At 46.1% G+C, this 22,528-nt stretch carries 24 protein-coding genes and 2 pseudogenes; 12 read left to right on the top strand and 14 right to left on the bottom strand.

Going from position 1 to position 22,528, the window contains the following annotated elements:
• Positions 1-88: 88 nt before the first annotated feature.
• Positions 89-496 carry a CoA-binding protein gene (locus tag EGV91_RS08180; RefSeq protein ID WP_135502520.1) on the bottom strand — a complete coding sequence of 136 codons (408 nt, stop codon included), beginning with the start codon at positions 494-496 and terminating at the stop codon, positions 89-91.
• Positions 497-630: 134 nt separating this feature from the next.
• Between EGV91_RS08180 and plsY the strand changes: the two genes are divergently transcribed.
• Together plsY and EGV91_RS08190 are read left to right on the top strand one after the other, a co-directional pair.
• The gene (gene plsY, locus EGV91_RS08185; protein ID WP_135502523.1) at positions 631-1,221 is read left to right on the top strand and encodes a glycerol-3-phosphate 1-O-acyltransferase PlsY; all 591 of its coding nucleotides are present in this window, start codon (positions 631-633) and stop codon (positions 1,219-1,221) included.
• A gap of 26 nt (positions 1,222-1,247) precedes the next feature.
• Positions 1,248-1,547, top strand: a complete 300-nt coding sequence (locus tag EGV91_RS08190; RefSeq protein WP_135502525.1) for a HesB/YadR/YfhF family protein — start codon at positions 1,248-1,250, stop codon at positions 1,545-1,547.
• 6 nt (positions 1,548-1,553) lie between these two features.
• On the opposite strand, the gene EGV91_RS08195 is transcribed toward EGV91_RS08190, so the two are convergent.
• The 4 genes and pseudogenes from EGV91_RS08195 to EGV91_RS08210 form a co-directional block, all read right to left on the bottom strand.
• Positions 1,554-1,862: a hypothetical protein gene (locus EGV91_RS08195; RefSeq protein ID WP_135502527.1), complete on the bottom strand. Its 309-nt coding sequence runs from the start codon at positions 1,860-1,862 to the stop codon at positions 1,554-1,556.
• The gene (locus tag EGV91_RS08200; protein WP_135502529.1) at positions 1,846-2,286 is read right to left on the bottom strand and encodes an acyl-CoA thioesterase; all 441 of its coding nucleotides are present in this window, start codon (positions 2,284-2,286) and stop codon (positions 1,846-1,848) included. Before EGV91_RS08200 ends, EGV91_RS08195 begins: the two co-directional genes overlap by 17 nt.
• Positions 2,287-2,502: 216 nt before the next feature.
• Positions 2,503-5,216: pseudogene (acnA, locus tag EGV91_RS08205) on the bottom strand (aconitate hydratase AcnA).
• Between the two features lie 142 nt (positions 5,217-5,358).
• Positions 5,359-5,850, bottom strand: a complete 492-nt coding sequence (locus EGV91_RS08210) for a DinB family protein (RefSeq protein WP_135502531.1) — start codon at positions 5,848-5,850, stop codon at positions 5,359-5,361.
• 594 nt (positions 5,851-6,444) lie between these two features.
• On the opposite strand from EGV91_RS08210, the gene EGV91_RS08215 reads away from it, so the two are divergent.
• The 3 genes from EGV91_RS08215 to EGV91_RS08225 all read left to right on the top strand — a co-directional run bounded on the left by EGV91_RS08215 (position 6,445) and on the right by EGV91_RS08225 (position 8,522).
• Positions 6,445-7,299, top strand: coding sequence for a site-specific integrase (locus EGV91_RS08215; protein ID WP_135502533.1), 855 nt, complete (start codon positions 6,445-6,447; stop codon positions 7,297-7,299).
• A gap of 327 nt (positions 7,300-7,626) precedes the next feature.
• Positions 7,627-8,169 carry a cysteine hydrolase family protein gene (locus EGV91_RS08220; protein ID WP_135502534.1) on the top strand — a complete coding sequence of 181 codons (543 nt, stop codon included), beginning with the start codon at positions 7,627-7,629 and terminating at the stop codon, positions 8,167-8,169.
• 89 nt (positions 8,170-8,258) lie between these two features.
• Complete coding sequence (locus EGV91_RS08225) at positions 8,259-8,522, top strand: GlsB/YeaQ/YmgE family stress response membrane protein (RefSeq protein ID WP_135502536.1); 264 nt, start codon at positions 8,259-8,261, stop codon at positions 8,520-8,522.
• A gap of 68 nt (positions 8,523-8,590) precedes the next feature.
• Here EGV91_RS08225 and EGV91_RS08230 read toward each other — a convergent pair whose 3' ends face one another.
• The 3 genes from EGV91_RS08230 to EGV91_RS08240 all read right to left on the bottom strand — a co-directional run bounded on the left by EGV91_RS08230 (position 8,591) and on the right by EGV91_RS08240 (position 11,775).
• Positions 8,591-9,238, bottom strand: a complete 648-nt coding sequence (locus EGV91_RS08230) for a lytic transglycosylase domain-containing protein (RefSeq protein WP_135502538.1) — start codon at positions 9,236-9,238, stop codon at positions 8,591-8,593.
• Positions 9,239-9,408: 170 nt separating this feature from the next.
• Positions 9,409-10,785 carry a hypothetical protein gene (locus tag EGV91_RS08235; protein WP_135502540.1) on the bottom strand — a complete coding sequence of 459 codons (1,377 nt, stop codon included), beginning with the start codon at positions 10,783-10,785 and terminating at the stop codon, positions 9,409-9,411.
• A gap of 207 nt (positions 10,786-10,992) precedes the next feature.
• Entirely contained in the window at positions 10,993-11,775 is a 783-nt protein-coding gene (locus EGV91_RS08240) for a DUF4240 domain-containing protein (RefSeq protein WP_135502542.1), read from the bottom strand.
• Between the two features lie 306 nt (positions 11,776-12,081).
• Here EGV91_RS08240 and EGV91_RS08245 point away from each other — a divergent pair, with 306 nt between their 5' ends.
• From EGV91_RS08245 to EGV91_RS08265, 5 genes are all read left to right on the top strand, one after another.
• Positions 12,082-13,284 carry a M20 family metallopeptidase gene (locus tag EGV91_RS08245; protein ID WP_135502544.1) on the top strand — a complete coding sequence of 401 codons (1,203 nt, stop codon included), beginning with the start codon at positions 12,082-12,084 and terminating at the stop codon, positions 13,282-13,284.
• Between the two features lie 34 nt (positions 13,285-13,318).
• Entirely contained in the window at positions 13,319-14,143 is an 825-nt protein-coding gene (locus EGV91_RS08250) for a DUF3100 domain-containing protein (protein WP_241666143.1), read from the top strand.
• Positions 14,127-14,579: a hypothetical protein gene (locus tag EGV91_RS08255; RefSeq protein WP_135502548.1), complete on the top strand. Its 453-nt coding sequence runs from the start codon at positions 14,127-14,129 to the stop codon at positions 14,577-14,579. Before EGV91_RS08250 ends, EGV91_RS08255 begins: the two co-directional genes overlap by 17 nt.
• Before the next feature lie 209 nt (positions 14,580-14,788).
• Positions 14,789-16,384: an ABC transporter substrate-binding protein gene (locus EGV91_RS08260; RefSeq protein ID WP_135502550.1), complete on the top strand. Its 1,596-nt coding sequence runs from the start codon at positions 14,789-14,791 to the stop codon at positions 16,382-16,384.
• Between the two features lie 304 nt (positions 16,385-16,688).
• Complete coding sequence (locus tag EGV91_RS08265) at positions 16,689-17,054, top strand: hypothetical protein (protein ID WP_135502552.1); 366 nt, start codon at positions 16,689-16,691, stop codon at positions 17,052-17,054.
• A gap of 84 nt (positions 17,055-17,138) precedes the next feature.
• Here EGV91_RS08265 and EGV91_RS08270 read toward each other — a convergent pair whose 3' ends face one another.
• Positions 17,139-17,408: a hypothetical protein gene (locus tag EGV91_RS08270; RefSeq protein ID WP_135502554.1), complete on the bottom strand. Its 270-nt coding sequence runs from the start codon at positions 17,406-17,408 to the stop codon at positions 17,139-17,141.
• Positions 17,409-17,564: 156 nt separating this feature from the next.
• Here EGV91_RS08270 and EGV91_RS08275 point away from each other — a divergent pair, with 156 nt between their 5' ends.
• A complete protein-coding gene (locus tag EGV91_RS08275) occupies positions 17,565-18,302 on the top strand; it encodes a GDSL-type esterase/lipase family protein (protein ID WP_135502556.1) in 738 nt (245 codons plus the stop codon).
• Between the two features lie 121 nt (positions 18,303-18,423).
• Here the strand turns inward: EGV91_RS08275 and EGV91_RS08280 are convergent, their stop codons facing one another.
• The 4 genes from EGV91_RS08280 to EGV91_RS17205 all read right to left on the bottom strand — a co-directional run bounded on the left by EGV91_RS08280 (position 18,424) and on the right by EGV91_RS17205 (position 21,030).
• Positions 18,424-19,344 (bottom strand): HNH endonuclease, encoded by a 921-nt coding sequence (locus EGV91_RS08280; protein WP_158290589.1) that lies wholly within the window; start codon positions 19,342-19,344, stop codon positions 18,424-18,426.
• A gap of 280 nt (positions 19,345-19,624) precedes the next feature.
• The gene (locus EGV91_RS08285; protein ID WP_135502560.1) at positions 19,625-20,107 is read right to left on the bottom strand and encodes a DUF7000 family protein; all 483 of its coding nucleotides are present in this window, start codon (positions 20,105-20,107) and stop codon (positions 19,625-19,627) included.
• A 38-nt stretch (positions 20,108-20,145) separates the two neighbouring features.
• Positions 20,146-20,403, bottom strand: a complete 258-nt coding sequence (locus tag EGV91_RS08290) for a hypothetical protein (protein ID WP_135502562.1) — start codon at positions 20,401-20,403, stop codon at positions 20,146-20,148.
• Between the two features lie 330 nt (positions 20,404-20,733).
• Positions 20,734-21,030 (bottom strand): hypothetical protein, encoded by a 297-nt coding sequence (locus EGV91_RS17205; protein ID WP_175580286.1) that lies wholly within the window; start codon positions 21,028-21,030, stop codon positions 20,734-20,736.
• A 15-nt stretch (positions 21,031-21,045) separates the two neighbouring features.
• On the opposite strand from EGV91_RS17205, the pseudogene EGV91_RS17380 reads away from it, so the two are divergent.
• Positions 21,046-21,144, top strand: a pseudogene (locus EGV91_RS17380) (citrate/2-methylcitrate synthase); the annotation flags it as partial.
• 210 nt (positions 21,145-21,354) lie between these two features.
• Here EGV91_RS17380 and EGV91_RS08305 read toward each other — a convergent pair.
• A complete protein-coding gene (locus tag EGV91_RS08305) occupies positions 21,355-22,404 on the bottom strand; it encodes a 2,3-butanediol dehydrogenase (protein WP_135502564.1) in 1,050 nt (349 codons plus the stop codon).
• Positions 22,405-22,528 lie beyond the last annotated feature (124 nt).

A 22,528-nucleotide genomic window follows, 5' to 3' on the forward strand; every position in this document is an offset into this window, starting at 1 on the left:
TTTGTCTTTTAATCGTATCGCCATCCGGCACTTCTGTCAATAATCATAGAAAAAGAGAGCTAGGTGCCCTCTTATCCTAAAAAAGCCTTTATTTGAGGATAGCGTGTTCCACTTTGATGCAGCGGTCCATGATCACCGTATAGCCTGCATCGGTTAAGTCATCGAATACCGCTTCGTCCACCACATTCAATTGGGTCCAAAATACCGGAGCGTCGATGGCTTTGAAATCCCGCGCCAGTTCAGGCAGAAATTCACTGCGGCGGAAGACATTGACGATATCGACCGGTTCCGGGATATCCGCTAACGTCGCGTAGCTTTTCTCGCCGAGCACGTTGTCCGCTCTCGGATTCACCGGGATGATCCGGTAGCCCGCCCGCTGCATCGCTTCCGACACCATATAAGAGGTGCGGTCAGGATTCGGGCTCAAGCCCACTACAGCGATCGTTTTGGAATCATCAAGAACTTTTTTGATTTTTTCACGGCTTGGATTGTGCATGCAATTCACCTGTCCTTTTATTCTATCATACATGATTTCTGCTGCGATGTTGAATAAACGATCGGATATTGTTCAATGAACTCGCTTCATGTTAAACTTAAAAAACAAATACGTATGGCCCAAAGGAGTTTTTCATGGACATTTTGCTTCCCCTTATTTTAGCTTACTTGCTCGGTTCGATCCCATCCGCATTATGGGTCGGGAAATTGTTTTACAAAACGGATATCCGCACGAAAGGCAGTGGGAATCTAGGGGCCACCAACACCTTCCGTACACTCGGCGCAAAAGCGGGCATCGCCGTAACGATTCTCGACATCCTGAAAGGGACCGCCGCAACCATGATTCCGCTTTACATCGACACACCGATCCACCCGCTCGTCTTCGGCGTCATAGCGGTCATTGGCCATATGTATCCGGTCTTTGCGAAATTCAAAGGTGGAAAAGCGGTTGCCACATCCGGCGGCATCCTTCTTGGCTACCAATGGCCATTGTTCCTGTTAGCGGTCGCTGTATTGCTGATTGCCCTAAAAATTACAAAAATGGTTTCGCTGTCTTCCATTATTTTAGCAGTAGTTGCAGTTATTTATACAGTTATTTATACATTTTATTCAGAAGATTATCCATTTTTAATTGTCATACTCATTTTGGCAAGCTTTATCATCTACCGCCACCGGGCGAATATCGCACGGATCAAGGCCGGCACAGAGCCGAAAATCAAATGGTGAAATGCCATTGAAAGGGCGTGCAGCGCATGCAGATCAACATCAGTGAAGATGCATTCGAATGGTTCTCGAAAGAAATGGAAGTAGAAGCTGGAGACAAAGTCCGATTTTTCGTCCGCTACGGCGGCTCAAGTAAATTTCAGCCGGGCTTCTCGCTCGGTGTAACGAAAGACCATCCCGGAGAAGCGGCAGTCAGCATCGAACAAAACGACGTCACTTATTACATCGAAGAAACCGATCTCTGGTATTTTGACGGCCACGATTTGCTGGTGAGCGTCAACGACGACTTGAAAGAATTGGATTACGATTACAAAAAAGACAACGCGTGAGAAACTTCACGCGTTGTCTTTTTTGAATTTATGCAATTGGTGCAGCATGTTTTCTTCGGTTAAAATACGGACTTGGTGTTCTCCGAACAAGTCGAAATGCGGATAATTATTGCGCAGGTCCATCCATTCCGGCTTCAAGCCGTATTGGCGCCCCCATTGTTCGAGCTTTTCCAGATCGCTGCAGCCGACTTTCGTCACCGTCGAGCAGCCCACGAACCGTTCATCCACCCAATAATGCGTCAAAAAGGCGATTTTTCCTTCTTCCACATCGAGCTTCCAACGCACGAGCTCTTCGCGCTTAATTCCGAACGCCATCCGAATCCTTCCTTTTCACTTCCTGATATTTTTCATGCCATTCCGGAAACGCCTTTTGGATCGAAACGGGGCGGAATGTCTCTTTTTTCACAACAACGTGCTCTGACGTCGCTTTTGCTGCAAGCGTACCGTCTTCGTGCAAAATTTCGTAGCCATATGTCGTGCGCAGGCGGCCGTGTTCTTCGACCCACGTGCGGACAAGTGCCTTCTGGCCGTAGCGCATCGGTGCCTTGTATTGGATCGATACATCCGTAACTGGCGACAGGTAGCCTTCACTCTCCATCCCCGCGTAAGTAAATCCTAAGTCCTCAATCAGCTTTGTACGGCCGATTTCCAGCCAAATGATGTAATTGGCGTGGTAGACAACGCCCATTTGGTCGGTTTCCGCATAGCGGATCTCTATCTCTTTTTCACTAATAAACATTCTTCCTTCACCTCTCCCTTCAGTATACAAGAGTATGAGTGGAATAAAAAAAGAAAAGCCTGTCTGTTACAAGTAAAAACGACTGTTAGCAGCTGATAAAGCTGTTCTACTTGTAAAATTAAGTATTTACTTCCCTTGCCTCACAAAATACTTTCCATCCCCCTACGCAAAAAAAGCGTCCTGGAAACAATCCCAGGACGCTTTTTTATGAATTTATTACACTTCCAGCAATTTGTTGCGGAGTACCATCTGAAGGATCCCACCGTGGCGGTAGTAATCAACTTCCACTTCTGAGTCGAAACGAGCAAGTACTTCAAAAGTAGTTACGTCGCCATTTTCAGCAGTTGCAGTCACTGTCAGGATATCGCGTGGTTTCACGGTATCAGACAAGTTGACAGAGATGGATTCGCGGCCAGTCAAGCCAAGGACTTCAGCGTTTTGGCCGTTCAAGAATTGAAGCGGCAAGACGCCCATCATCACCAAGTTCGAACGGTGAATCCGCTCGTAGCTTTCAGCAATAACCGTTTTGATGCCAAGCAGGAATGTACCTTTGGCAGCCCAGTCGCGAGACGAGCCCATGCCGTAGTCTTTTCCTGTCAAGATCGCAAGGCCAGTGCCTTGTTGCTGGTATTTCATCGCTGCATCGTAGATTGCCATCGTTTCACCAGTCGGCCAGTACGTTGTGTAACCGCCTGTCGTACCTGGTGCAACCTGGTTGCGGATGCGGATGTTCGCGAACGTTCCGCGCATCATCACTTCATGGTTCCCGCGGCGTGAGCCGTAAGAGTTGAAGTTGCGAGGCTCGACGCCTTTTTCACGCAAGTATTTACCTGCTGGCGTATCTTTGCCGATTGCCCAGCTGGTGAAATGTGGTCAGTCGTGATCGAGTCAGCGAACTTAGCCACTACGCGCAAGTCAGCCAATGGCTGGATCGGAGCCGGTTCTTTCGAAAGGCCGTCGAAGAATGGCGGGTTCTGGATATAAGTCGAATCTTCGTCGAATGCGTACAACGCATCGTCGTTTGTCTTGATTGCGTTCCATGCTTCGTTCTCGCTGAATACGTGCTCGTATTCTTTGCGGAACAATTCAGGCGTTACAGTGTTGTGTACGACTTCTTTCACTTCTTCAGTTGATGGCCAGATGTCTTTGAAGAACACATCGTTGCCTTCTTTGTCTTTGCCGATTGGGTCAACAGCGAAGTCGATATCAACTGTTCCAGCTAGTGCATAAGCGACTACGAGCATCGGAGACGCCAAGTAGTTGGCTTTGACTAGCGGGTGGATACGCCCTTCAAAGTTACGGTTACCGGAAAGTACAGAAGAAACCAGCAAATCGTTGTCTAGAATCGCATCTTCGATTTCAGGCAATAATGGGCCTGAGTTACCGATACATGTTGTACAGCCGTAGCCGACAAGGTTAAAGCCGATTTGGTTCATGTAATCAAGCAAACCAGAATCGTTCAAGTAGCCAGTTACAACTTTAGAACCTGGCGCCAATGAAGTTTTCACGTATGCAGGCGGCGTCAAGCCTTTTTCAACCGCTTTTTTAGCGACCAAACCAGCGCCCAGCATTACATATGGGTTCGATGTATTCGTACAAGATGTGATAGCGGCAATTGCAAGCGCCCCTGTCTTCATCTCAGCAACACGGCCGTCTTTGAAGTTAACCGTCGCTGATTTCGCGATTTCATTCGCATCAAGCGCAAAACCGTGCGGGCCTTCAGGAGCCGTTACCGCTTTGTTGAACTCAGTCTTCATTTGAGACAATGGAATCAAATCTTGAGGGCGTTTCGGTCCAGCAAGGTTCGGTTCGATTGTTGAAAGGTCCATTTCCACAACGTCTGTATAGATCGGATCTTCGTTCTCAACCGTGAAGAACATGTCGTTCGCTTGCAAATATGCTTTTGTGATCGCGATTTGTTCTGTTGTACGTGCAGTCAAACGCATGTAGTTAAGAGCTTCTTCGTCAACTGGGAAGAATCCGCAAGTTGCGCCGTATTCAGGAGCCATATTGGCAATCGTTGCACGGTCAGCAAGCGGCAATTTCGTAACGCCAGGTCCGAAGAACTCGACGAATTTGCCGACTACGCCTTTTTTACGCAATTCTTCAGTCACTTTAAGCGCTAAATCGGTAGCTGTTGCACCGTTTGGCAATTCGCCAGTCATTTTCACGCCGATAACTTCTGGAATTGGGAAGTAAGAAGGCTGTCCAAGCATGCCCGCTTCCGCTTCGATTCCGCCAACGCCCCAGCCAAGTACGCCGATTCCATTGATCATTGTCGTATGTGAATCTGTTCCCACCAATGTATCCGGGAATGTTTCAAAAGTGCCGTCTTCGTTCGGTACAGCGTGGACAACGTTCGCCAAGTACTCAAGGTTAACTTGGTGTACGATACCTGTTGCTGGTGGAACTGCACGGTAATTGTCATAGGCTTTTTGTGCCCAGTTGAGGAATTGGTAACGCTCCGCATTGCGGTCGAATTCAAGTTCCATGTTGATGCGCAAAGCATCTTCAGTGCCGTAGTTGTCTACCTGCACCGAGTGGTCGATTACCAAATCAACCGGAATTTCCGGGTTGATCTTGTCTGGGTCTCCACCAAGTTTCGCCATTGCGGAACGAAGTGCTGCCAAATCAACGACTACAGGTACTCCAGTGAAATCCTGCAAGATGACGCGTGAAGGTTTGAATGGAACTTCTGCTTCTTTGTTCGCATCCTTGCCCCATTTTGCCAATTCTTCTACGTGCTCGTCTTTGATGACGTATCCGTCATGCTGGCGCAGCACGGATTCCAAAAGTACTTTAATCGAATAAGGAAGCCGTGATACTTTCGCGATTCCTGCTTCTTCTAATGCAGCTAAACGGTAAAAGTTATACGTTTTGCCATTAAGCTCAAAAGAAGTGCGGCTGTTGTGCAAACTGCTTTTTGCCATGATCATGTTCCTCCTTTAAATCTTCTGAAAAGGCTTATAATAGAGTCTTTTCTCCTCTTCCATCATAACGAAAACAAAAGCATAAGTAAATTACATTAAAATTATAGAATGTGATAAGTTTTTCGAATTACCTTTTTGGTTATCATTTGATTTTTTCGATGGTTTTTTCCAATTGCTTCAAATGGCGTTTTTCATGCAGGCCGATAAACGGAAACCATTGGATGAGCGGCACTTGGCCGAACACCGGATGCTTCATCGATTTGTTTTCAAGCACGTCTTCTGTCGTACCGTCGTAAATGCTGTCGAGCAGCAGACGCGACTTCACAAGGCGCGACTTCATCTCTTCAAGGGGAATAAATTCACCGCTCGGCGCGACCGGTGCCGGAGCGTCCACTTTCACCATGCGGCTGACGGTCAATTGGATCGGCTTTTTCATCACCTTTTCACTGCGCTCGGAAGCCAGTTCCCGAGATATGTTCTTTGAGATATACGTTTCCATCAAATTCAAATGCTCCAGGATTTCCATCGGCGACCATTCATCTTCCGCCGGCTTTTTGTTGAGCTGATCATCGGACAGACCATCGACCGCATCCAGCACTTCTGTTCTGATCTTTTCGTTGTCTTTTTTATACATTCGTCCACTCCTTCCTCCTTCATAAATACGCTTCATTATTGGCATACCCTATTATTCTATATAATAAAAAACTTTCCTGCATTTTTTCTTCAATCCGAGATTCGGGTGGATGGACGCTTCGGACGCTCAGGGTAGAGCAAAGACGATTGCTCCTGCGCAAGCTCGTCGCAAAGGAGTTGCCAAAAGTTTTTGGCGACTCCTTGGCTTACGCAAAAAGCCAGGCAAAGAGCGCCTGTCTTTCTGCTCCGCCCAGCCCGTGTTCGCGCCTGCGCTAGATAAACTCACTTAAAAACAAGTGACTTTAAGAAGATATGGAGCAAAACCCCGGAGACGCCTGCGGGATAGCGAGACAGCTGAGACCCTGCAAAAGAACTCTGCTCCTGCAGCGCTGTGCGCTTCGTCGCAAAGGCATTGCCCCAATTCTTGGGTACATGTCTTCGTAGCGGTTTTGCGGAATATCTTCAACTCATTCTACTATTTAATATATTGCTTGCCAAAACCCTGTCCTGTCGCGGTTCCACAAGGGAAAGTACGTTCTATTCTTTTGAAACAATGGTATAATTAAGGAATAAATATGAGAAGAGGTGTTGCTTTATGCCTTATGGTTATGAGAAGTACCGCTTGAAAAACGGCATTAGCCCGAATACGGTCATCCACGAGGTCCAATTGATCCGTGCGCTCTTCGCTTATCTTCGAAAAACTTATAAAAAAACGGTGGAGCCGCATGAAATTCGGCCCTCTGATATCCAGAAATTCCTGCAGGAGCAGCACGAAACCGGCATCAAGGACAGCACGCTGAACCGCAAGCTGATCCATATCCGGCAATGGTTTGATTATATGTGGCAGATCGGGAAGATTCCGGTGGATTTTATGCCGAAGTTCAAACTGACGCAAAAGCTTGATTTGACGCCGGCGGACATCCACATCAATTACGAAGATTTGCTGGAAAAGAAAGACGCTGTCTTGGAGTCCAGCCAGTTGTCGTTAAATGCGAAAATCCTGTTCCTTCTATATATGCGCGGTTTGCGCCTGCGGGATATGGTGGCAATCGAAGTGGATGATTTTGCCGATCACGGCGATACGCTTGCGCTGACATTCGAGAAGAAAGACGGCTATGCCTGCCAATTGGAGTTCACCGGCAAAGAAGTTCCGGTGCTGCGGGATGCAATGGAGCGCGCTGTTTTCCGCAATACACCGTATTTATTGTCATCGAAAACGAAAGACGGCTTTTCGATGTTCAAAATGGGTTCGCTGTCGGATTACACCGAGGCCCTGACGGATTTTGTCGGCACGCCGATCCGGTCCGGCGACATCCGCTTCGCTTACGTGCATTACCTGTATGCGGTGGAACATAAGAACCTCGAGGAAATCCAGGAAATTCTCGGTGTTTCGCTCGATTCCGCTTCCCGCATGCTGAAAGAATCGCTGACTCGGCTAAAAAGGGATTGACCAGCACAAAAAATAGCCTGTCCCCGTTACAGGGACAGGCTATTCGTTTAAGTGCCTACATGAAAAACTCAAAGTCGATTACGAAATTAAACAGGATTAATGTGTGAATGACAACGAACCAGAGACCTTGGCGGTTTAATTTTTCTACGTTTTCATATTGCATAGCTGTCATCTCCTTTTAGAGAGTATACAAATTTTTCTGACAAATATCAATAAAATAATTTGCGATTGCTTTACGAAATTTGGGTATGGTATTGAAAGGCAGCAACAAGCTGTTGCTAAGAGCCAGCATTATGGCTCCGGAGCTATTAAAAGAGGAGGATAAACATGAAAAAAGCTTTATTGGTAGTGGATTATACAGTGGATTTTGTCGCAGACGACGGTGCGTTGACGGTCGGCAAACCGGGACAGGAAATCGAGGAGAAGATTTGCGGATTGGTCGAAGAGTTTGTTGCAGAAGGCCATTTTACGGTATTTCCGGTGGATCTGCATGAACGGGAAGATGAATTGCATCCGGAAGCCAAGCTCTTCCCTCCCCACAACATTCGCGGGACGGCCGGCAGAAATTTATACGGGAAGCTTGCCAATGTTTATGAAAAACACCAGGACAGCATCATTTGGATGGACAAAACGCGTTACAGCGCTTTTGCAGGAACGAATCTGGAGCTGATGCTGTCAGAGCGCGGCATCCAGGAATTGCATATCGTTGGCGTATGCACGGACATCTGCGTCCTTCATACGGCAACCGATGCTTACAATAAAGGCTATAGCATCGTTGTCCACGAAGAGGCTGTTGCGAGCTTTGATCCGGAAGGGCATGCATGGGCTTTGCGCCATTTCAAAAACACCCTTGGAGCCGAGCTGAAATAATTTTTTTCAAATTGATGTTTCAAATGTCCCAATTCAGGTTATATCTAGAGTGTAAGCAATTATTCATAACTTAAAAGGAGCTGGAACAAATGGGATTTCTTCTTTACTTGATCATGGGTGGTATTATCGGTTGGCTAGCAGGTATGATTCTAGGCAAAGACATTCCGGGCGGAATTATTGGTAACATCATCGCCGGTATCGTCGGAGCATGGCTAGGCGGCATGCTATTAGGACAATGGGGTCCAGAAATCTGGGGAGTATTCATCGTCCCTGCATTGATCGGTGCTTTAATCCTAGTCTTCGTATTGAGCTTGATCATGGGTTCAATGCGCAAAGGCCGCAGAAGAGCATAAGTTAACACATTCTTAACACAAAAATCCCGTCAGCCACATGGCTGACGGGATTTTTTTATGTGCAGCCCCTATTCGGCCGCGTATTCCTTTTCGTACAGATGGTAATAATGCAGCACATCTTCTACGTATTCATCGCTGTGGTTATATTGGAAAATTGCGCGTTCCAACTCCCCTTTAGCTGCGCCGTTTTTCGATAGATAATTTGCCGCGCTGTATAATGCGTCGGTCAAATTATAAGGATCTGCGACACCGTCTTGATTGCCATCAACGCCGTAGCCACCGTATTCAGCTATGACTGCCGGATCGGTTTTAGCCTCTTCCGGAATGTCCCCTTTGCCAAGCCCTGAACAAGACGGATAGGTCCAGCCGACGAATGTGCACGGCATGAATTGCAAATGCCCTTCTGCCCCGACCGGCGACAGGAGCGGGTCCATCGTCGAAAACTTCGTTTCAATGCGGTGATGGGCAGCGAGCAGCGTCCACGGGATGCCGTATGCGTCCGCCGCTTCTTGGTAAAGCGGGATATTTTCTTCAGGCAATTCGATTTCAAATAAATTTTTCGGCGTCTCTTTTATATTGTGCTTGATCGCATCCGGAATGATCGTGTAAAAAACCATGATCAATATCGAAGCCATCACGACAGTTGCAGGAAGAAGCATGACCATCACCCAGAGCTTGAGCCGCCTGCGCCTTTTCGTTTTAGTTTTCTTTTTCATCATTTCCACACCTAATCGAGTATTTTCCCCATTTTACCACATAGACTGGTGCAGAGAGGCAAAGGCCGCAAAACTGTTTAATATTTGAAAATTATTTTACTTAAATCATTAAAAAACAAGCAGCTGCAGGGCTTCCTGTGGCTGCTTGTTTTCTTGATTGCTGTAAAAGATTATGAACCGCCATTCGTTACTTGTTCCGCTGGCAGATAAACGCCGTTTGCAACATCCAACTGCAGCAATGTCCCATCTCCATCAATCTTATAGGTGCCGACGGCCATTTGCCCCAATCCAACATCAATGATTAAATAATCGTTTTCATCAAAAGACATCTCATAGCTATGTGTGGAAAAATCAATGCCTTCATTATGGGAAATCAAAGCTAAGGTCTCTTCAGTCGTCATCTGTGTATGCCCTTTTTTGATATCGCCTTGTGGAGCACTTTGGCGTTCCCCATCCATTTCAGTCGGTGCGCTGCCATCGCTTGGGCTGATGTCTCCATTACTTCCGCTGGCTGTAAAAGACTTCGCTTCCTCAGGCACGCGCGCTTGTTTACTTGAAACTTGGTTGTTTACCTCAACGTGATAATAATCATTATTGAACCAAATTGACACTACACCTTCGGAATCCTTCAACTCTTTTGGCACCTCGAGAATATATAGGATCGTATTTTCATTTAAAGAAGGGATTGAGGTAATGTTCGCTGACTCCAAATTCGATCCATCTGCACTAATCAGCTCAGGAAACCCATCAAATTCATAGTATTGGTCATAAATCACTTTTGCGGCAAATACAGAATCAGCTTGAAGTCCCGCTGATTTTAGATTCTTCACTTTCATTTCCAAAACCAGGAACGTATTCGTCTGGGCTTCAGGCTCATAAATCCCTGAAACGGAACCTGGATTCGGCGGCTCCACCCGCTCAGTGTAATACATGTTTTCCAGCGATAAATTCGCATATTGCGGCACTTCCAGAGTGTCTCCAATGGAAATAAACTCTTTCGTTCCATTAAAATCTTCAAGGGTGAATTCGGATAGGTACGCCTTGCCCCCGATTTCCGCTTTTATTTGTACTTCTTCTTCAGGTTCGAACTTCGGCACTTCTGCAATATAATGGACGACCGCATTGCTTAATGGCGCAATGGAAGTGAATTCCCCGTCCCTCAACATACTCGCATTATTGTGTTCATTTCTCTGGAAAGCAACATACTCCTGTCCGCCAATGGTATAGGTGACATCGATCAGCTCTGGCGCTGTCTTGTCAGCTGAATTCAAGTTCTTCACTTTGACGGTCATATCGAGAAACCTGGAATCTGAATTTTCCACTTCCATCACCGTGGTAACGGAAGCTGGGTTCGGTGGTTTGATCTGTTCGGATGCAGAAACATTGATGATGTCATATTCCACTACACCTTCTATTTTCTGGGGCTCGTTAATAGAGAACGCCAAAGGTTTCTCTTCTTGTGCTGCTTCTTTTTCTTGCGTTTCCTGCTCTCCGCACGAAGCCAACAGCAATGCACTTGCCACTAGCAATAAAGCTTTAGTTTTCATGTTTTCTAACCTCACTAGTTTCATTTTAAGAACTTTTCTTGTCTCCATGTAATATACAATAAATATTGTTAATTATTGGTTTTATTTCTACTACCTAATATATTCCAAAAGGTTTGATAAAGCAAAGAAAAAAGAACAGCCAAGCTGTTCTCTGACGACTGAAAATATGCTTTTTTTTTTCGCCTTACTGTTCTACTCTGCATGACTCTAACCCAATGGATTCGCCCCATACACTTCCCACAGCACTGGGAACTTTTTCTTAAGCCCTTCTTCATCGTCTTCATCCCAGTCAAACTCCATGTCCGGCTGTTCGTAATCATCTCCAGACAGTTTCCAGTAAAGATCGAGGTAAGCTTCTTGGTCCATTTCCGTCTTTTCTTCGAACGCCAGGCTGGCTGTGTATAGGAAATCTTCAAATTCAAAAATGTCGGTATCCCATTCTTTCAGATATGGGATGACGCTTTCCGGATTGCGGATCGCCGCTTCATACGGCTCTTTTCCAAGAAACAAAAGCCAGGCCCGGAAATAATCAAAGGCATCATCCGAGCAGCCGCCCATGATGATATACGCTGCCGCCCACAAGCCGGACGTATACGAGCGGTAGTAATTCTGGTTGAAATGAAAATCGAATTGGATGATGTCGTTCACCGGTCTTTTGGAAAGCTTGGCAACAAGCCATTCCAGCTGCTCTTCCCAGTCTTCCCCTTTTTTATGTGCTAAGGCCAGCAATTCCCAGAACGTTTCTTCCGGCATACTGGCCGTTTGAACGCCTTCTTCTTCTTCCTCAATTTCCCGGTAGCCTTTTTTGAACTTCGACTCGATCAGCTTGTGAGCTTCTTTCCGGCAAAGCTCTTCAGTTGCGAACTCCCGGCTATTCACTGAACCCACCGTTCCGATCCTCCCGTAGGAAACGATAAACATAGTGCCTTGCACTTTGATTTTCCAGAATTTATTGGAATATTTGGTAATGCAGACGAGCGACTTATCCACTTGAACACCCCGAATCCTTTTTTACGTCTTATGCATTTAATTTTACCTTATTTTTCAGCGGAAAGAGGCTGCATTTTTTCGGTAAACCATTAACCGGAATCCGGAATGCTAAAGTTTTTTCGCTCCAGCTTTTCCCTGCCAATTGCCCGCCATTCATTTTGACCATTTTTCAGCTTCGCCTAAAAAATTTCGACCACCGTAATAAGCCTAAGGACTCAAAATTGTATATTCCATGTACAGAGCTGCATAGGTATGCTAATGTGAGAAAAATCAAACTAATCCCAAGGATTAAAGGAGTGCATTCATTTGAACCCATTATTCAGCCGCTTAGACGAACTATACGAAGAAATTGTTGAAATTCGGCGCTACCTTCATCAAAACCCGGAATTGTCGTTCCAAGAAGAAAAAACAGCAAAGTATATCGCAGACTTTCATGAGAAACTAGGGCATGAAGTCCGCTCGAATGTCGGCGGCAATGGTGTCTTGGCTTACTTAAAAGGAGACAAACCCGGTCCGACAATTGCGCTGCGCGCTGATTTTGATGCGTTGCCGATACAGGAAGAAACCGATGTTCCGTTCAAATCGGTCAATGATGGCGTCATGCACGCCTGCGGGCACGATGGCCATACGGCGACATTGCTGGGGCTGGCCAAAGCATTGAACGGCATGAAATCGGATATCGAAGGAACCGTATTGTTCCTGCATCAGCACGCTGAAGAACTATTGCCGGGTGGTGCGATTGCCATGATTGAAGACAATTGTTTGGACGGCGTCGATGTGATCTTCGGGACCCATCTGCAAGCCCAGATGCCGCTTGGCGAAATCGCCTACCGCTCCGGCCCGCTTCAAGCAGCGCCTGACCGTTTCGATATTAAGATTATCGGTCAAGGCGGGCACGGCGCCTATCCCCACCAAACAAAAGACAGCATTGTCATCGGCGGCCAATTGATCGGCAATCTGCAGCAAATCGTCAGCCGCCGCGTTGATCCGTTGGAATCGGCAGTGGTTTCCGTCTGCAGCTTCGAAGCCAAAAACCCGTTTAACGTCATTGCCGATACCGCTGTATTGTCAGGCACAGTCCGTACGTTCAAAGAAGACGTCCGCAGTTTGGTTGAACAGGAAATCGGACGGATCATCGAAGGAACCTGTTATGCGGCAGGCGCGAAGTATGAATATACCTATACCCGCGGATACCCCACAACGGTCAACCACAAAGAAGAAACGGAATTTGTCGCAGCGCTAGCCCCTCAAGTGCCGGGCGTTGAAGCTGTCAATGAAACCGAGCCGGTCATGGGAGGAGAGGATTTTTCCTATTACCTGCAAAACGTCAAAGGAACCTTTTTCTTCACCGGAGCCCAAAATCCCGAGGCGCAGGAAACGTTCCCTCATCATCACCCGAAATTTGATATCGATGAACGCGCTTTGCTGATCGCCGCAAAGGTGCTCGGATCCGCTACGTTGAATTACCAGAAAAACGAAGCCGCAAAAGAAGCGGAAACGGCTCAATAAAAATGCACTAGGCATGTTAAGGGAGAGATGGACATTGGCTCAGGAATCGTTGAAGTTATGGAAAGACTGGCGCTTGCACTTGGTTGTGCTCGCCATTGTCATTGTTGCAGAATCGATCGGCACACATTCGATACCCCTCGGGCCTGGCGCCATATTATTATTGCCGATGCTGTATGCGGTCATCATCGGGCTGGCGCTGTACTTCACGCCGCTCGTCAGCGACAAACAATCGATCAATGCGGAACCACTGGTATTTTTATCGGTTGCCGTGCTGATTGCGAAATTCGGCGTACAGGCGGGTCCTGCAATCCCCCAGATTATTGAAGCGGGCCCTGCCCTTTTGCTGCAGGAATTCGGAAATCTCGGAACGATCTTTCTGGCCCTTCCGCTAGCCGTCTTCCTGGGATTGAAACGGGAAAGCATCGGCATGACGCATTCGATCGGCCGGGAAGCGAATCTGGCGTTGATCACCGATAAATACGGCTTGTCTTCTCCTGAAGGCCGCGGCGTCATGGCGATGTACATATTCGGTACCGTTTTCGGATCGATTTTCATCGGGCTGATTTCAGGTTTCCTGGCGACCGTTACACCGATTCATCCCTTGTCCTTTGCGATGGCGACCGGCGTCGGGAGCGGCAGTATGGCAGCGGCATCACTCGGGCCGCTTATCGCCGCCTATCCGGATATGAGTGCAGAACTGACCGCCTTTTCCGGCGTCAGCAACCTCATCTCGTCCGTCTCCGGCTTGTATATGAGCATATTCGTCGGCTTGCCGTTGACGGTGAAAATGTATGAAATCCTATCCAGAAAAAGAGATCTGAAAGCTGCAGGAGGTGCCGAAGATGTTAAAAAACCTTAAAGAATGGGTCATCGTCTTTATCATCATCGGCGCCATCATGCTGATCGGCAACTGGATCGGCTACGACATCATGCCGCTTGACGCATTGCCAGGATTAGCTGTATTGATCGGCATCAGTTTAGCCGGTTTGGTCATCCACCGTCTCCTGCCTTTCCAACTGCCGAGCATCGCCTATATCGGCATTCTCGGGTTGATTTTGACCCTTCCCAATATGCCCGGTTCGGAACAAATTGTCGCGTGGACGGCTGAAGTCAGCCTCCTCGCCATCGCTACCCCGATTTTGGCATACGCCGGTGTGTCGATTGGCCGTTCGTGGTTCGATTTCGTGCAATTGGGCTGGCGGACCATCGTCATCGGCATGTTCGTCCTATTGGGCACTTTCTTGGGATCGGCCGTCATCGCAGAAGTGATTTTGCGCATGCAGGGCATTATTTGATGAAAGAATCCAACGCATTTTGCGCTGGGCCCAATACAAACAAGCCGGGTCCCTCAGGAATTCACCTGAAGAACCCGGCTTGTTTTACGTTTATCTTATGGCTAAAGGATCCAGCTGAATAAAACTTTTTTGTAATTTCGGCAGTGGTTTTATTTCCAGCAGACATGTACATACAGCAGCAATCCCATCCCAAACCAAGGAGTGATCGAATGAATAAAAGATCCATCACAGTCATGTTTATCTTAATTTGCCTATCCCCCTTTATCTTAATGGCCTGTTCCGGCGAAGAATCCGGCGGCTCAGAATCTGCAGCTGCGCAAGACACGCTCATTTTCGCCCGCGGCGGCGACTCGGTGTCATTGGATCCGTCAGAAGTGACCGATGGCGAATCGGAAAACGTCGCCCAAAGTATTTTAGAGACGCTGACGACGTTTGCGGAAGGTGAAACAACGGTAGAGCCAATGCTTGCAACCGAATGGAACGAGTCGGAAGACGGCCTCACGTATACGTTTACGCTTCGCGAAGGTGTGAAGTTCCACGACGGAACGGATTTCAATGCTGAAGCCGTCGTCTTTAATTTCGAACGATGGATGAACGGCAACGCGGATAACTTCCCGATGTACGGCAGCGTGTTCGGCGGCTATAAAGCGGACGCTGCGCATAACATCGCTTCTGTTCGTGCTGTGGATGCGTCAACCGTAGAGATCAAGCTCAACGGCCCGCAGCCGACGCTGCTAAAAGACCTGGCGCTTACGCCGCTCTCGATATCAAGTCCGGCAGCGATTGAACAATCCGGCGAAGAATACAAAAGCAATCCGGTCGGGACCGGACCTTTCATCTTCAAAGAATGGGTACGCAACGACCGCATCGTTCTTGAGAAAAACAGCGAATACTGGTTGGATGGCTATCCGAAACTTGAACAAGTCATTTTCCGCACCATCCCGGACAATTCCGCCCGCCTCAATGCACTGCTGAGCGGCGAAGTGGATTTGATTGCCGGCTTGGATTCGGAGAATCACGCACAGATTGAAGAAAACCCGGAATTGGCCCTGTTCTCGAGGCCGCCCCTTAACCTTGGCTACCTGGGCATGACCTTAACACACGAACCTTTCGATGACCCGCTTGTCCGCCAGGCGCTTAGCCACGCGGTCAATAAAGACGCATTGGTCGAGGCGTTCTTCGGTGAAGGGGCGATTGCCGCGAAAAACCCGATTCCTCCGGCTGTTGAAGGCTATAACGACGCTATCGAACCGTACCCATACGACCCCGAAAAAGCCAAAGAGCTTCTTGCTGAAGCCGGGCTGCCAGACGGCTTTGAAATGGAACTTTACGCAATGCCGGTTTCACGCCCCTATATGCCAGACGGCGCGAAAGTCGCTGAATACCTGCAGTCGAACTTTGCAGAAATCGGCGTCAAAGCGGAAATCGTGACGTTTGAGTGGGCCACTTATATCGAAAAAGCGTTGAACGGCGAAGCAGATGCATTCCTGCTCGGCTGGACGGGCATGAACGGTGATGCCGATAACTTCCTTTACACGCTTTGGCACGGTGACAATATTGGTTCCACCAACTCGACGCAATATGATAATCCGGAGTTGAATAAGCTCCTGGACCAAGCAAGAACAACGACCGATCAAGAAGAGCGCAATGAAATATATAAACAAGCGCAAGTGATCATGCACGAAGATCCGCCGGTCATTCCGCTCGTCCACACATCGCCAACTCTTGCCGGCAAGGAAAACATCACCGGGTTCGACCCGCATCCGACAGGCAGAGTCATCACGACGAAAATCGAATTTGAATAATACAGCAAAGAGAAAAGGATGGCTCCGCAATTCAGCAATAAATTGGGGAGCCATCCTTTTTTTGCTTTTTCTGCACTTCAATAAATGACGCTTAATTGCCCAAATGCTATGAAAGTTGAAACGACCTGAAGCAGGAAATATAAGTAAAACTGGTAACTAGGTCTGACATGGAATGTTAATGATTATCCACAGTCCAAGGAAAAACTTGATGTGTGGTGGCAGCATTTGATTTATTGTTAAAAGAAGAACTGCTTTTGTAATGCTGATTCACTGGAAACCTATAATGAAATGAGGCAGCATGACCATGGACTCCATATCAATGGCTGTAAAAAAGGAATCGGTAGAATCTTTCCGATCGACCATCAGTAAATTAGAAAAAGCCTTGGCGCAGATGACCGAGAAAGGCGTTAATACGACGCTATTACAGAAGCGCCTCCAAGCCCATTATGTCGGCTTGGCTGTACTCGAAAACGTTTGGCAACAAAAACCTCAGCCATACAGCGATGGAGAATTGGCAGAAGCCTGTATTGTTTTAGCCGGCTTATTCCCCTCGCTAGAGAACGCATACCACAAATCAAAGGCAGGCAGTCCGCAACGGACGCTATTAGCGAGACGGATTCGAGCTTTGGAACTGGCTGTTTTCTTGATGGAAAAAAGTTCAGCGGAGTAGAAGCAATTTAGGAACTGCTGCGATGTACTGCAAAATTATCGTGAACTAAATACGAAAAAAGCATCCAATTTAAGGGCCCATTCATCAACAAATCGCAGCTGTAATCATTTCAATTTCCCCAGTTTCCGCGTTGACAGAATCAACACCATGCTCGCAATTTTCTTCGTTTTTCCACTCAATTAGATAGTTGCCTCTCTTGAGTTCTGTTGAAAGAATTTCGACTTTGCCGATGTTTCCGTTTCGGAGTTCGATAACACTGGACTTTGCCTGCTCTTCTGAGACAGTCACTTCATGATTGCAGCCACTTGCAATGACAATCAATGAGACAAATATAGCCGAAACTAGTTTCTTCACTTCCCTTTCTCCTTCCAGTCTCTAAAATTATTTCTTGTTGAGGGTGTTTTGTTATTAGGTGAATTTAGGGGCAATTATAAAAAATTAAACATATTTATAGAATATTCAAACTACTTCTTTTATACTAGAATCTAAGACCAAGAAAGGAAGTGTTGTATGAAAAGACTCATCAAAACCGCTACTGCTATTTTGCTTGTCAGTTCACTTACAGCTCCAGCTGCTTTTGCCAAAAATGACAACGCCAAGGAATCGCTTGTCGCATTGGGGGATTCAATTCCGTTCGGCTTTAACCTTGGCCAGAACAACCAGAATCCCGCGAAAACCAGCTACCCTTATTTGATTGGCGAAGATGGCGATTTGCGGGTTCGCAATCTAGGGATTTCCGGATGGCAGTCCGCTCAGCTGTTAGACGCATTGGAAACAGACCAAAAATATCGCCAAGCCCTAGACCATGCCGATTATGTGTCAGTAACGATTGGCAGCAACGATCTCTTATCCATTCTGCGTGCTGCAGCTGCAGAAAGTGCAGGGAATCAGCTTTTGTTCCAGCAATTATTGCAGCAAAAGCTCTCCACTAGCGACGTTTTCACGAATATCGGTGAAACAATCGAAGAAATTCGCTCGCTGACCGATGCGCCGATTGTTTTGTACAATGTCTACAATCCGTTTCAGTTGAACGATCCGCTGCATTATGTGGCCGATGCTGTCCTGCCGCAGATAAATCTTGGATTTATAGGACTGGCATTTTCCTATAGTGATGTCTATGTTGCTGACGCATACAGTGCATTCGGCAACGACCAAGCTGAATACGTCATCCAAGGCGATATTCATCCGACCAATGCCGGCCAGGCAGTGCTTGCTGGTATTGGGTTGGACGCTTTGGGGTTGGATTAAGGTAAAAGGATACTTAAAAGCTGCAGTCCTAGGTAATACTGGACTGCAGCTTTTCATTGCTTACTATCTTACGCTAGCAAAGAGCGGGACAATAATTCCTTATCCCTTAGCTCGAGCAATGCTAATAACGCATTTTCAAATCTTCTTTCCCAATGTAAATCTCACACTTCTTCAAACGCTCACTTCTCTTGTCATGCAATATTTCAACCATCTGAAATTTCTCGCTTCCGGGGGCATGGTGAATCTTTTTATGGCACATTGCGCAAAGTGAGACAATATTCGCTTCAACATCTAAACTATTATCGAATTGAGCTTGAAACTCCAGAGGTATAAGATGGTGCGCTTCTACATAATTTTCATCTGTCACAGATGAAACGAAAAACTCATGCGACGCATCCACTTCGCATTTAAAATCAGCTTGTACAATGGCTCTTTTAGCTGTCAAAGGAGCTCTTCCCCATTGCATTTTTTTGGATGCTTGGCTTCCTTTTTCAATCAATTCTTTTGGTCGATCTTCAACGACTGCCTTCTTTATTGTTATTTCTTCTATGGCTTTTTGATAATCTTCATCATTCTTAAACTTCACAAATCGTAACTGCCGCTTTGCTAGCAACTTCTTAAGCGCCGGATATTGGGCAGCGTCAAGAGTCTGATGTGATTGGTTGAAGCTTTTCATCCCGCTCCATATTTTCTGAACATCTTTTATATCCAGAGGATCAAAAGTGAAAATGGACGACTTTGAAAACTTATAATACCCACTGTATCCAAATTCATTCACTTCATCATAGCTTACTGTTTTTTTAAGCAGGGCAGAAGCGATCAAACGGCCTCGGAACTGAAATAAAACCAATGTCCCTTTTGGTGCGGTCATTTTTCTCTTAAACTGATATTTATTGCCTGGCAAATAGAACTTAAACCAATCCTGGACCTCCTCAATGCTTTTTCCAATGAATGCAAGATCATTTTTAGACATTGGCAATAAGCGTATATCTGGCACCTCTTCTGAAATAAGGTCTACTTGTTCTTGATATTTTTTCACCATTTCCCGGGTCCCCTTTGCAATGCAATTTGACGGTATGTTAGACAAGTTTGTTAATTCAGAATACCACATTCAAATTCTGAAAAAGGAACCTTCTTCAATATTCACCAGAAAAATTGAAGAAAGCTCCGTTATAATAGCCACTCACTCTATTTAAGCGCTCTTTGCAGCATCTCCAGCCGCTCCAAGCGCTCAAACTTCACCGTCCGCAGAAAGGCTACATCTTCAGGGAGGCCGAACCAAATAACTTCAGTCCCCTTTTAACTTTTTTTCTACACGCTTGTTATAAGTGGCCGCTTACAGCATCGACAAACTTGTTAACTCCCTGATCAATCACAGATGCAAGCGAATCGGGATCCTCGAAATCTGGTGTAGAGGTCAATGTGCACTCTATGATTGCTTCTAAATTTGCCTCATCATGAAACACCATAATGTCAGCTGACATGTCACTGGTTTGTAGAAGTTCATATTTCTTCGCTATATCCCTGTTCCGAGCAGAAAGCCAGACTTCAAAGGCTCCTTTTTCGTGTAAATAAACAATGGCAATTTTCAACCCTTTATCTTTTAGCTGTTCTGTCTTGAATGAAAAAAATGTCATATCCATATGCCCTTGATACATAGAGCCGATTTCGTTCTGTGGGTATTTTTTGATCAACCCTATTCGCAATTTGCTGATAAACGCTAAAATCCCTTTGTACGCAGCCTGAAGTTCACCGTCTTGCAACTGGTTCGTGTATTCATGGATTAGTTGATTCAACCCTTTCAACCCTTCACCCCCTAGAAGATCAATTCTCCTGCTTTTAATTATTTAAAATTCCCTTGTCCCTTTTTGTCAGCAACCCTCTGTGCAAATTTAGCCCCGACTATTGTCATCACAATGGCGCCTGCTATAGCCCCCACATATGCGGCTAACTCGTAACCTTCAAGTCCGGTAGATTCATAAATATCGAGTCCGCCTAAAAAAGTCCCGCCCACAACTAAGCCGAAGAAAGCACCTCCAATACCTCCGACTACGAAACCGATAAACCCACCGATGATGCGTGGCACTCGTTTCCTGTTCATTGCCAAATCACTCCTTTATTGTTACTTACGATACATTCATTGTCCATCCCTCTTTATGTTTGCTACAGGGACGGGGTTTTAACGAACAAAAAAGCTGGTTCCAAAAACCAATAAGGATTAAGGAACCGACTTTTTTGACTAGGTTTTACATACTTATTTGGTACTGCTTTCTTGAAGATTAAGCCCTTTTGAAGCGGTTGTTGTCTTTTGTGGCTGTGCTTTCCCTTCAATTCGCTTGATGTCCCAGCGGATCAACAGCGAAATCAGGAAACCGATGAAAACCAGGACGATGAAGAAGTAAAACACCGGAACATAGCTGTCTGTCCGCTCTCAGATCTGCGAAACGATTGCCGGTCCGATAATGCCGCCCATTGACCAAGTCGTCAATAAATAACGGTGAATCGCACCCAAATGCTTGGTTCCGAAAAGATCCTCGAAAAATGCGGGAAGATTGGATAATCCGCAGCAGCAGTAGCTGACAATGACCAATATCAAAGCTTGGAATATCAATACGTTGGTGATGTTCGGAAGCATTGTGAACGCAACAGCATCACGAAGAAAATCGTGCTGATTGCAATCGCCGCTAATGCAATCAGCCACCTGTTTTTTGTTTTGCCCATCGAACATCCTCCTTTTGTGTACCTTGAGCAGTATTCAAACAACCGCCTGATCCGTCCGCGTGCGGAATACATCGGGCCTGGCATGCAGAAATACGTTCCGGTTGAAAAGCGAGAAGGATAACAAGAAAGCGATTGTGACTGTCCCGGTTTTGGGAGGGCTGACATGAACTTATCAGTATAAAGCATAAACGACAAAAGGCGCTTCCTGTGTTTACAGGAAGCGCCTTTTGTTATCTGTCTGAAAGATTCATCATCCACTGATATATGGCATGCGGATTTTGTTGCGTTCTTTTGCTGCATATAGCCATTTAAAAGAAGAAACACTTAATGCTTACTTTTCACCGCTTAATTCTACAAGGATTTTTACTTGTGTTTTATCTTTCGTTAAAGCCTCAAAACCTTTATCAACAATATCATCTAATTGAATTTGAGATGTTACAATACTTTGTGGGTTTAATTGGCCAGTCCCCATCAGGTCTACCGTTTGTTGGAACGAAGTTGGTGTATATGCAATAGAAGACGTTATTTTAACACCTGTATTAGTCAATTGAATCGGATTCCATTCGATTGGTCTAGCAAAAATAGACACAATCACCATCGTTCCACGGGCTTTTGTAGACTCGATTGCTTGTGTAAATGTTGGTGCTACACCGGCAACTTCAAATGATACATCTACCCCTTCTGGAACAATTGCGCGAATTGCTTCTACAGGATTTTCTTTCCCAGAGTTAACAATATGCGTTGCACCTAATTCTTTTGCTTTTTCAAGGCGCGTTTCTGATAAATCCAAAACAATGATTTTGCTTGCTCCTGCAGCTTTTGCAGCAATTACGGTCACCAATCCAATAGGTCCAGCACCAAATATTGCTGCAGTATCGCCAAAGCGAAGCCCACCTTCTTTGATTGCTTGTACAGCAACGGCAGTTGGTTCAACGAGCGCACCTTCTTGCAGACTTAATGTTTCTGGAAGAAGGTAAACATTCGATTCGGGTGCATTGGCAAAAGTAGTGAAGCCTCCATCTCCATGAAGACCAATAAAGCTGAAACCATCGTATTGATCAATATCTTCTGGTTTGTTGCCATAGGTTAAAGTAGGATTGATTGCAACGCGATCCCCCACTTTAAACTTGGTTACTTGGGATCCTACTTTTTCAATAATACCCGCAAATTCGTGTCCCATGATAAGGGGTGCTACTTGACCAGTTAGTTGATCTTCTTTTTCAGTAGGAACAAAAACAGGCCCTTCTTGATACTCATGCAAATCACTGCCGCAAATACCAGCCCATGCGACACGGACCGATACTTCGTTGTCTTTTAATGCTTTTAATTCTCTTTCTTCGATGCGAATATCTTTTTCTCCATACCATACTGCTGCTTTCATAATAAAATTCCTCCTGAGTTGTGAGTTCTTTAATCTTGAATGCTTTTAATAAGATAGGAGAATGGAATGTATACCCCTAAAAAATCAAACTAAATATTTGATTACATATGCCATGAAATAAATA

It is taken from the genome of Planococcus koreensis (assembly GCF_004761975.1).
GTDB lineage: Bacteria > Bacillota > Bacilli > Bacillales_A > Planococcaceae > Planococcus > Planococcus koreensis.

What these genes read in the sequence shown, in the direction of transcription:
- EGV91_RS08275 (WP_135502556.1), top strand. Translation starts at nt 17,565, where the DNA reads ATGAAAAGACTCATCAAAACCGCTACTGCTATTTTGCTTGTCAGTTCA.
- EGV91_RS08305 (WP_135502564.1), bottom strand. Translation starts at nt 22,404, where the DNA reads ATGAAAGCAGCAGTATGGTATGGAGAAAAAGATATTCGCATCGAAGAA.
- plsY (WP_135502523.1), top strand. Translation starts at nt 631, where the DNA reads ATGGACATTTTGCTTCCCCTTATTTTAGCTTACTTGCTCGGTTCGATC.
- EGV91_RS08225 (WP_135502536.1), top strand. Translation starts at nt 8,259, where the DNA reads ATGGGATTTCTTCTTTACTTGATCATGGGTGGTATTATCGGTTGGCTA.
- EGV91_RS08280 (WP_158290589.1), bottom strand. Translation starts at nt 19,344, where the DNA reads ATGGTGAAAAAATATCAAGAACAAGTAGACCTTATTTCAGAAGAGGTG.
- EGV91_RS08265 (WP_135502552.1), top strand. Translation starts at nt 16,689, where the DNA reads ATGGACTCCATATCAATGGCTGTAAAAAAGGAATCGGTAGAATCTTTC.
- EGV91_RS08190 (WP_135502525.1), top strand. Translation starts at nt 1,248, where the DNA reads ATGCAGATCAACATCAGTGAAGATGCATTCGAATGGTTCTCGAAAGAA.
- EGV91_RS08230 (WP_135502538.1), bottom strand. Translation starts at nt 9,238, where the DNA reads ATGAAAAAGAAAACTAAAACGAAAAGGCGCAGGCGGCTCAAGCTCTGG.
- EGV91_RS08260 (WP_135502550.1), top strand. Translation starts at nt 14,789, where the DNA reads ATGAATAAAAGATCCATCACAGTCATGTTTATCTTAATTTGCCTATCC.
- EGV91_RS08220 (WP_135502534.1), top strand. Translation starts at nt 7,627, where the DNA reads ATGAAAAAAGCTTTATTGGTAGTGGATTATACAGTGGATTTTGTCGCA.
- EGV91_RS08180 (WP_135502520.1), bottom strand. Translation starts at nt 496, where the DNA reads ATGCACAATCCAAGCCGTGAAAAAATCAAAAAAGTTCTTGATGATTCC.
- EGV91_RS08215 (WP_135502533.1), top strand. Translation starts at nt 6,445, where the DNA reads ATGCCTTATGGTTATGAGAAGTACCGCTTGAAAAACGGCATTAGCCCG.
- EGV91_RS08200 (WP_135502529.1), bottom strand. Translation starts at nt 2,286, where the DNA reads ATGTTTATTAGTGAAAAAGAGATAGAGATCCGCTATGCGGAAACCGAC.
- EGV91_RS08210 (WP_135502531.1), bottom strand. Translation starts at nt 5,850, where the DNA reads ATGTATAAAAAAGACAACGAAAAGATCAGAACAGAAGTGCTGGATGCG.
- EGV91_RS17205 (WP_175580286.1), bottom strand. Translation starts at nt 21,030, where the DNA reads ATGTTCGATGGGCAAAACAAAAAACAGGTGGCTGATTGCATTAGCGGC.
- EGV91_RS08255 (WP_135502548.1), top strand. Translation starts at nt 14,127, where the DNA reads ATGTTAAAAAACCTTAAAGAATGGGTCATCGTCTTTATCATCATCGGC.
- EGV91_RS08290 (WP_135502562.1), bottom strand. Translation starts at nt 20,403, where the DNA reads ATGAACAGGAAACGAGTGCCACGCATCATCGGTGGGTTTATCGGTTTC.
- EGV91_RS08195 (WP_135502527.1), bottom strand. Translation starts at nt 1,862, where the DNA reads ATGGCGTTCGGAATTAAGCGCGAAGAGCTCGTGCGTTGGAAGCTCGAT.
- EGV91_RS08235 (WP_135502540.1), bottom strand. Translation starts at nt 10,785, where the DNA reads ATGAAAACTAAAGCTTTATTGCTAGTGGCAAGTGCATTGCTGTTGGCT.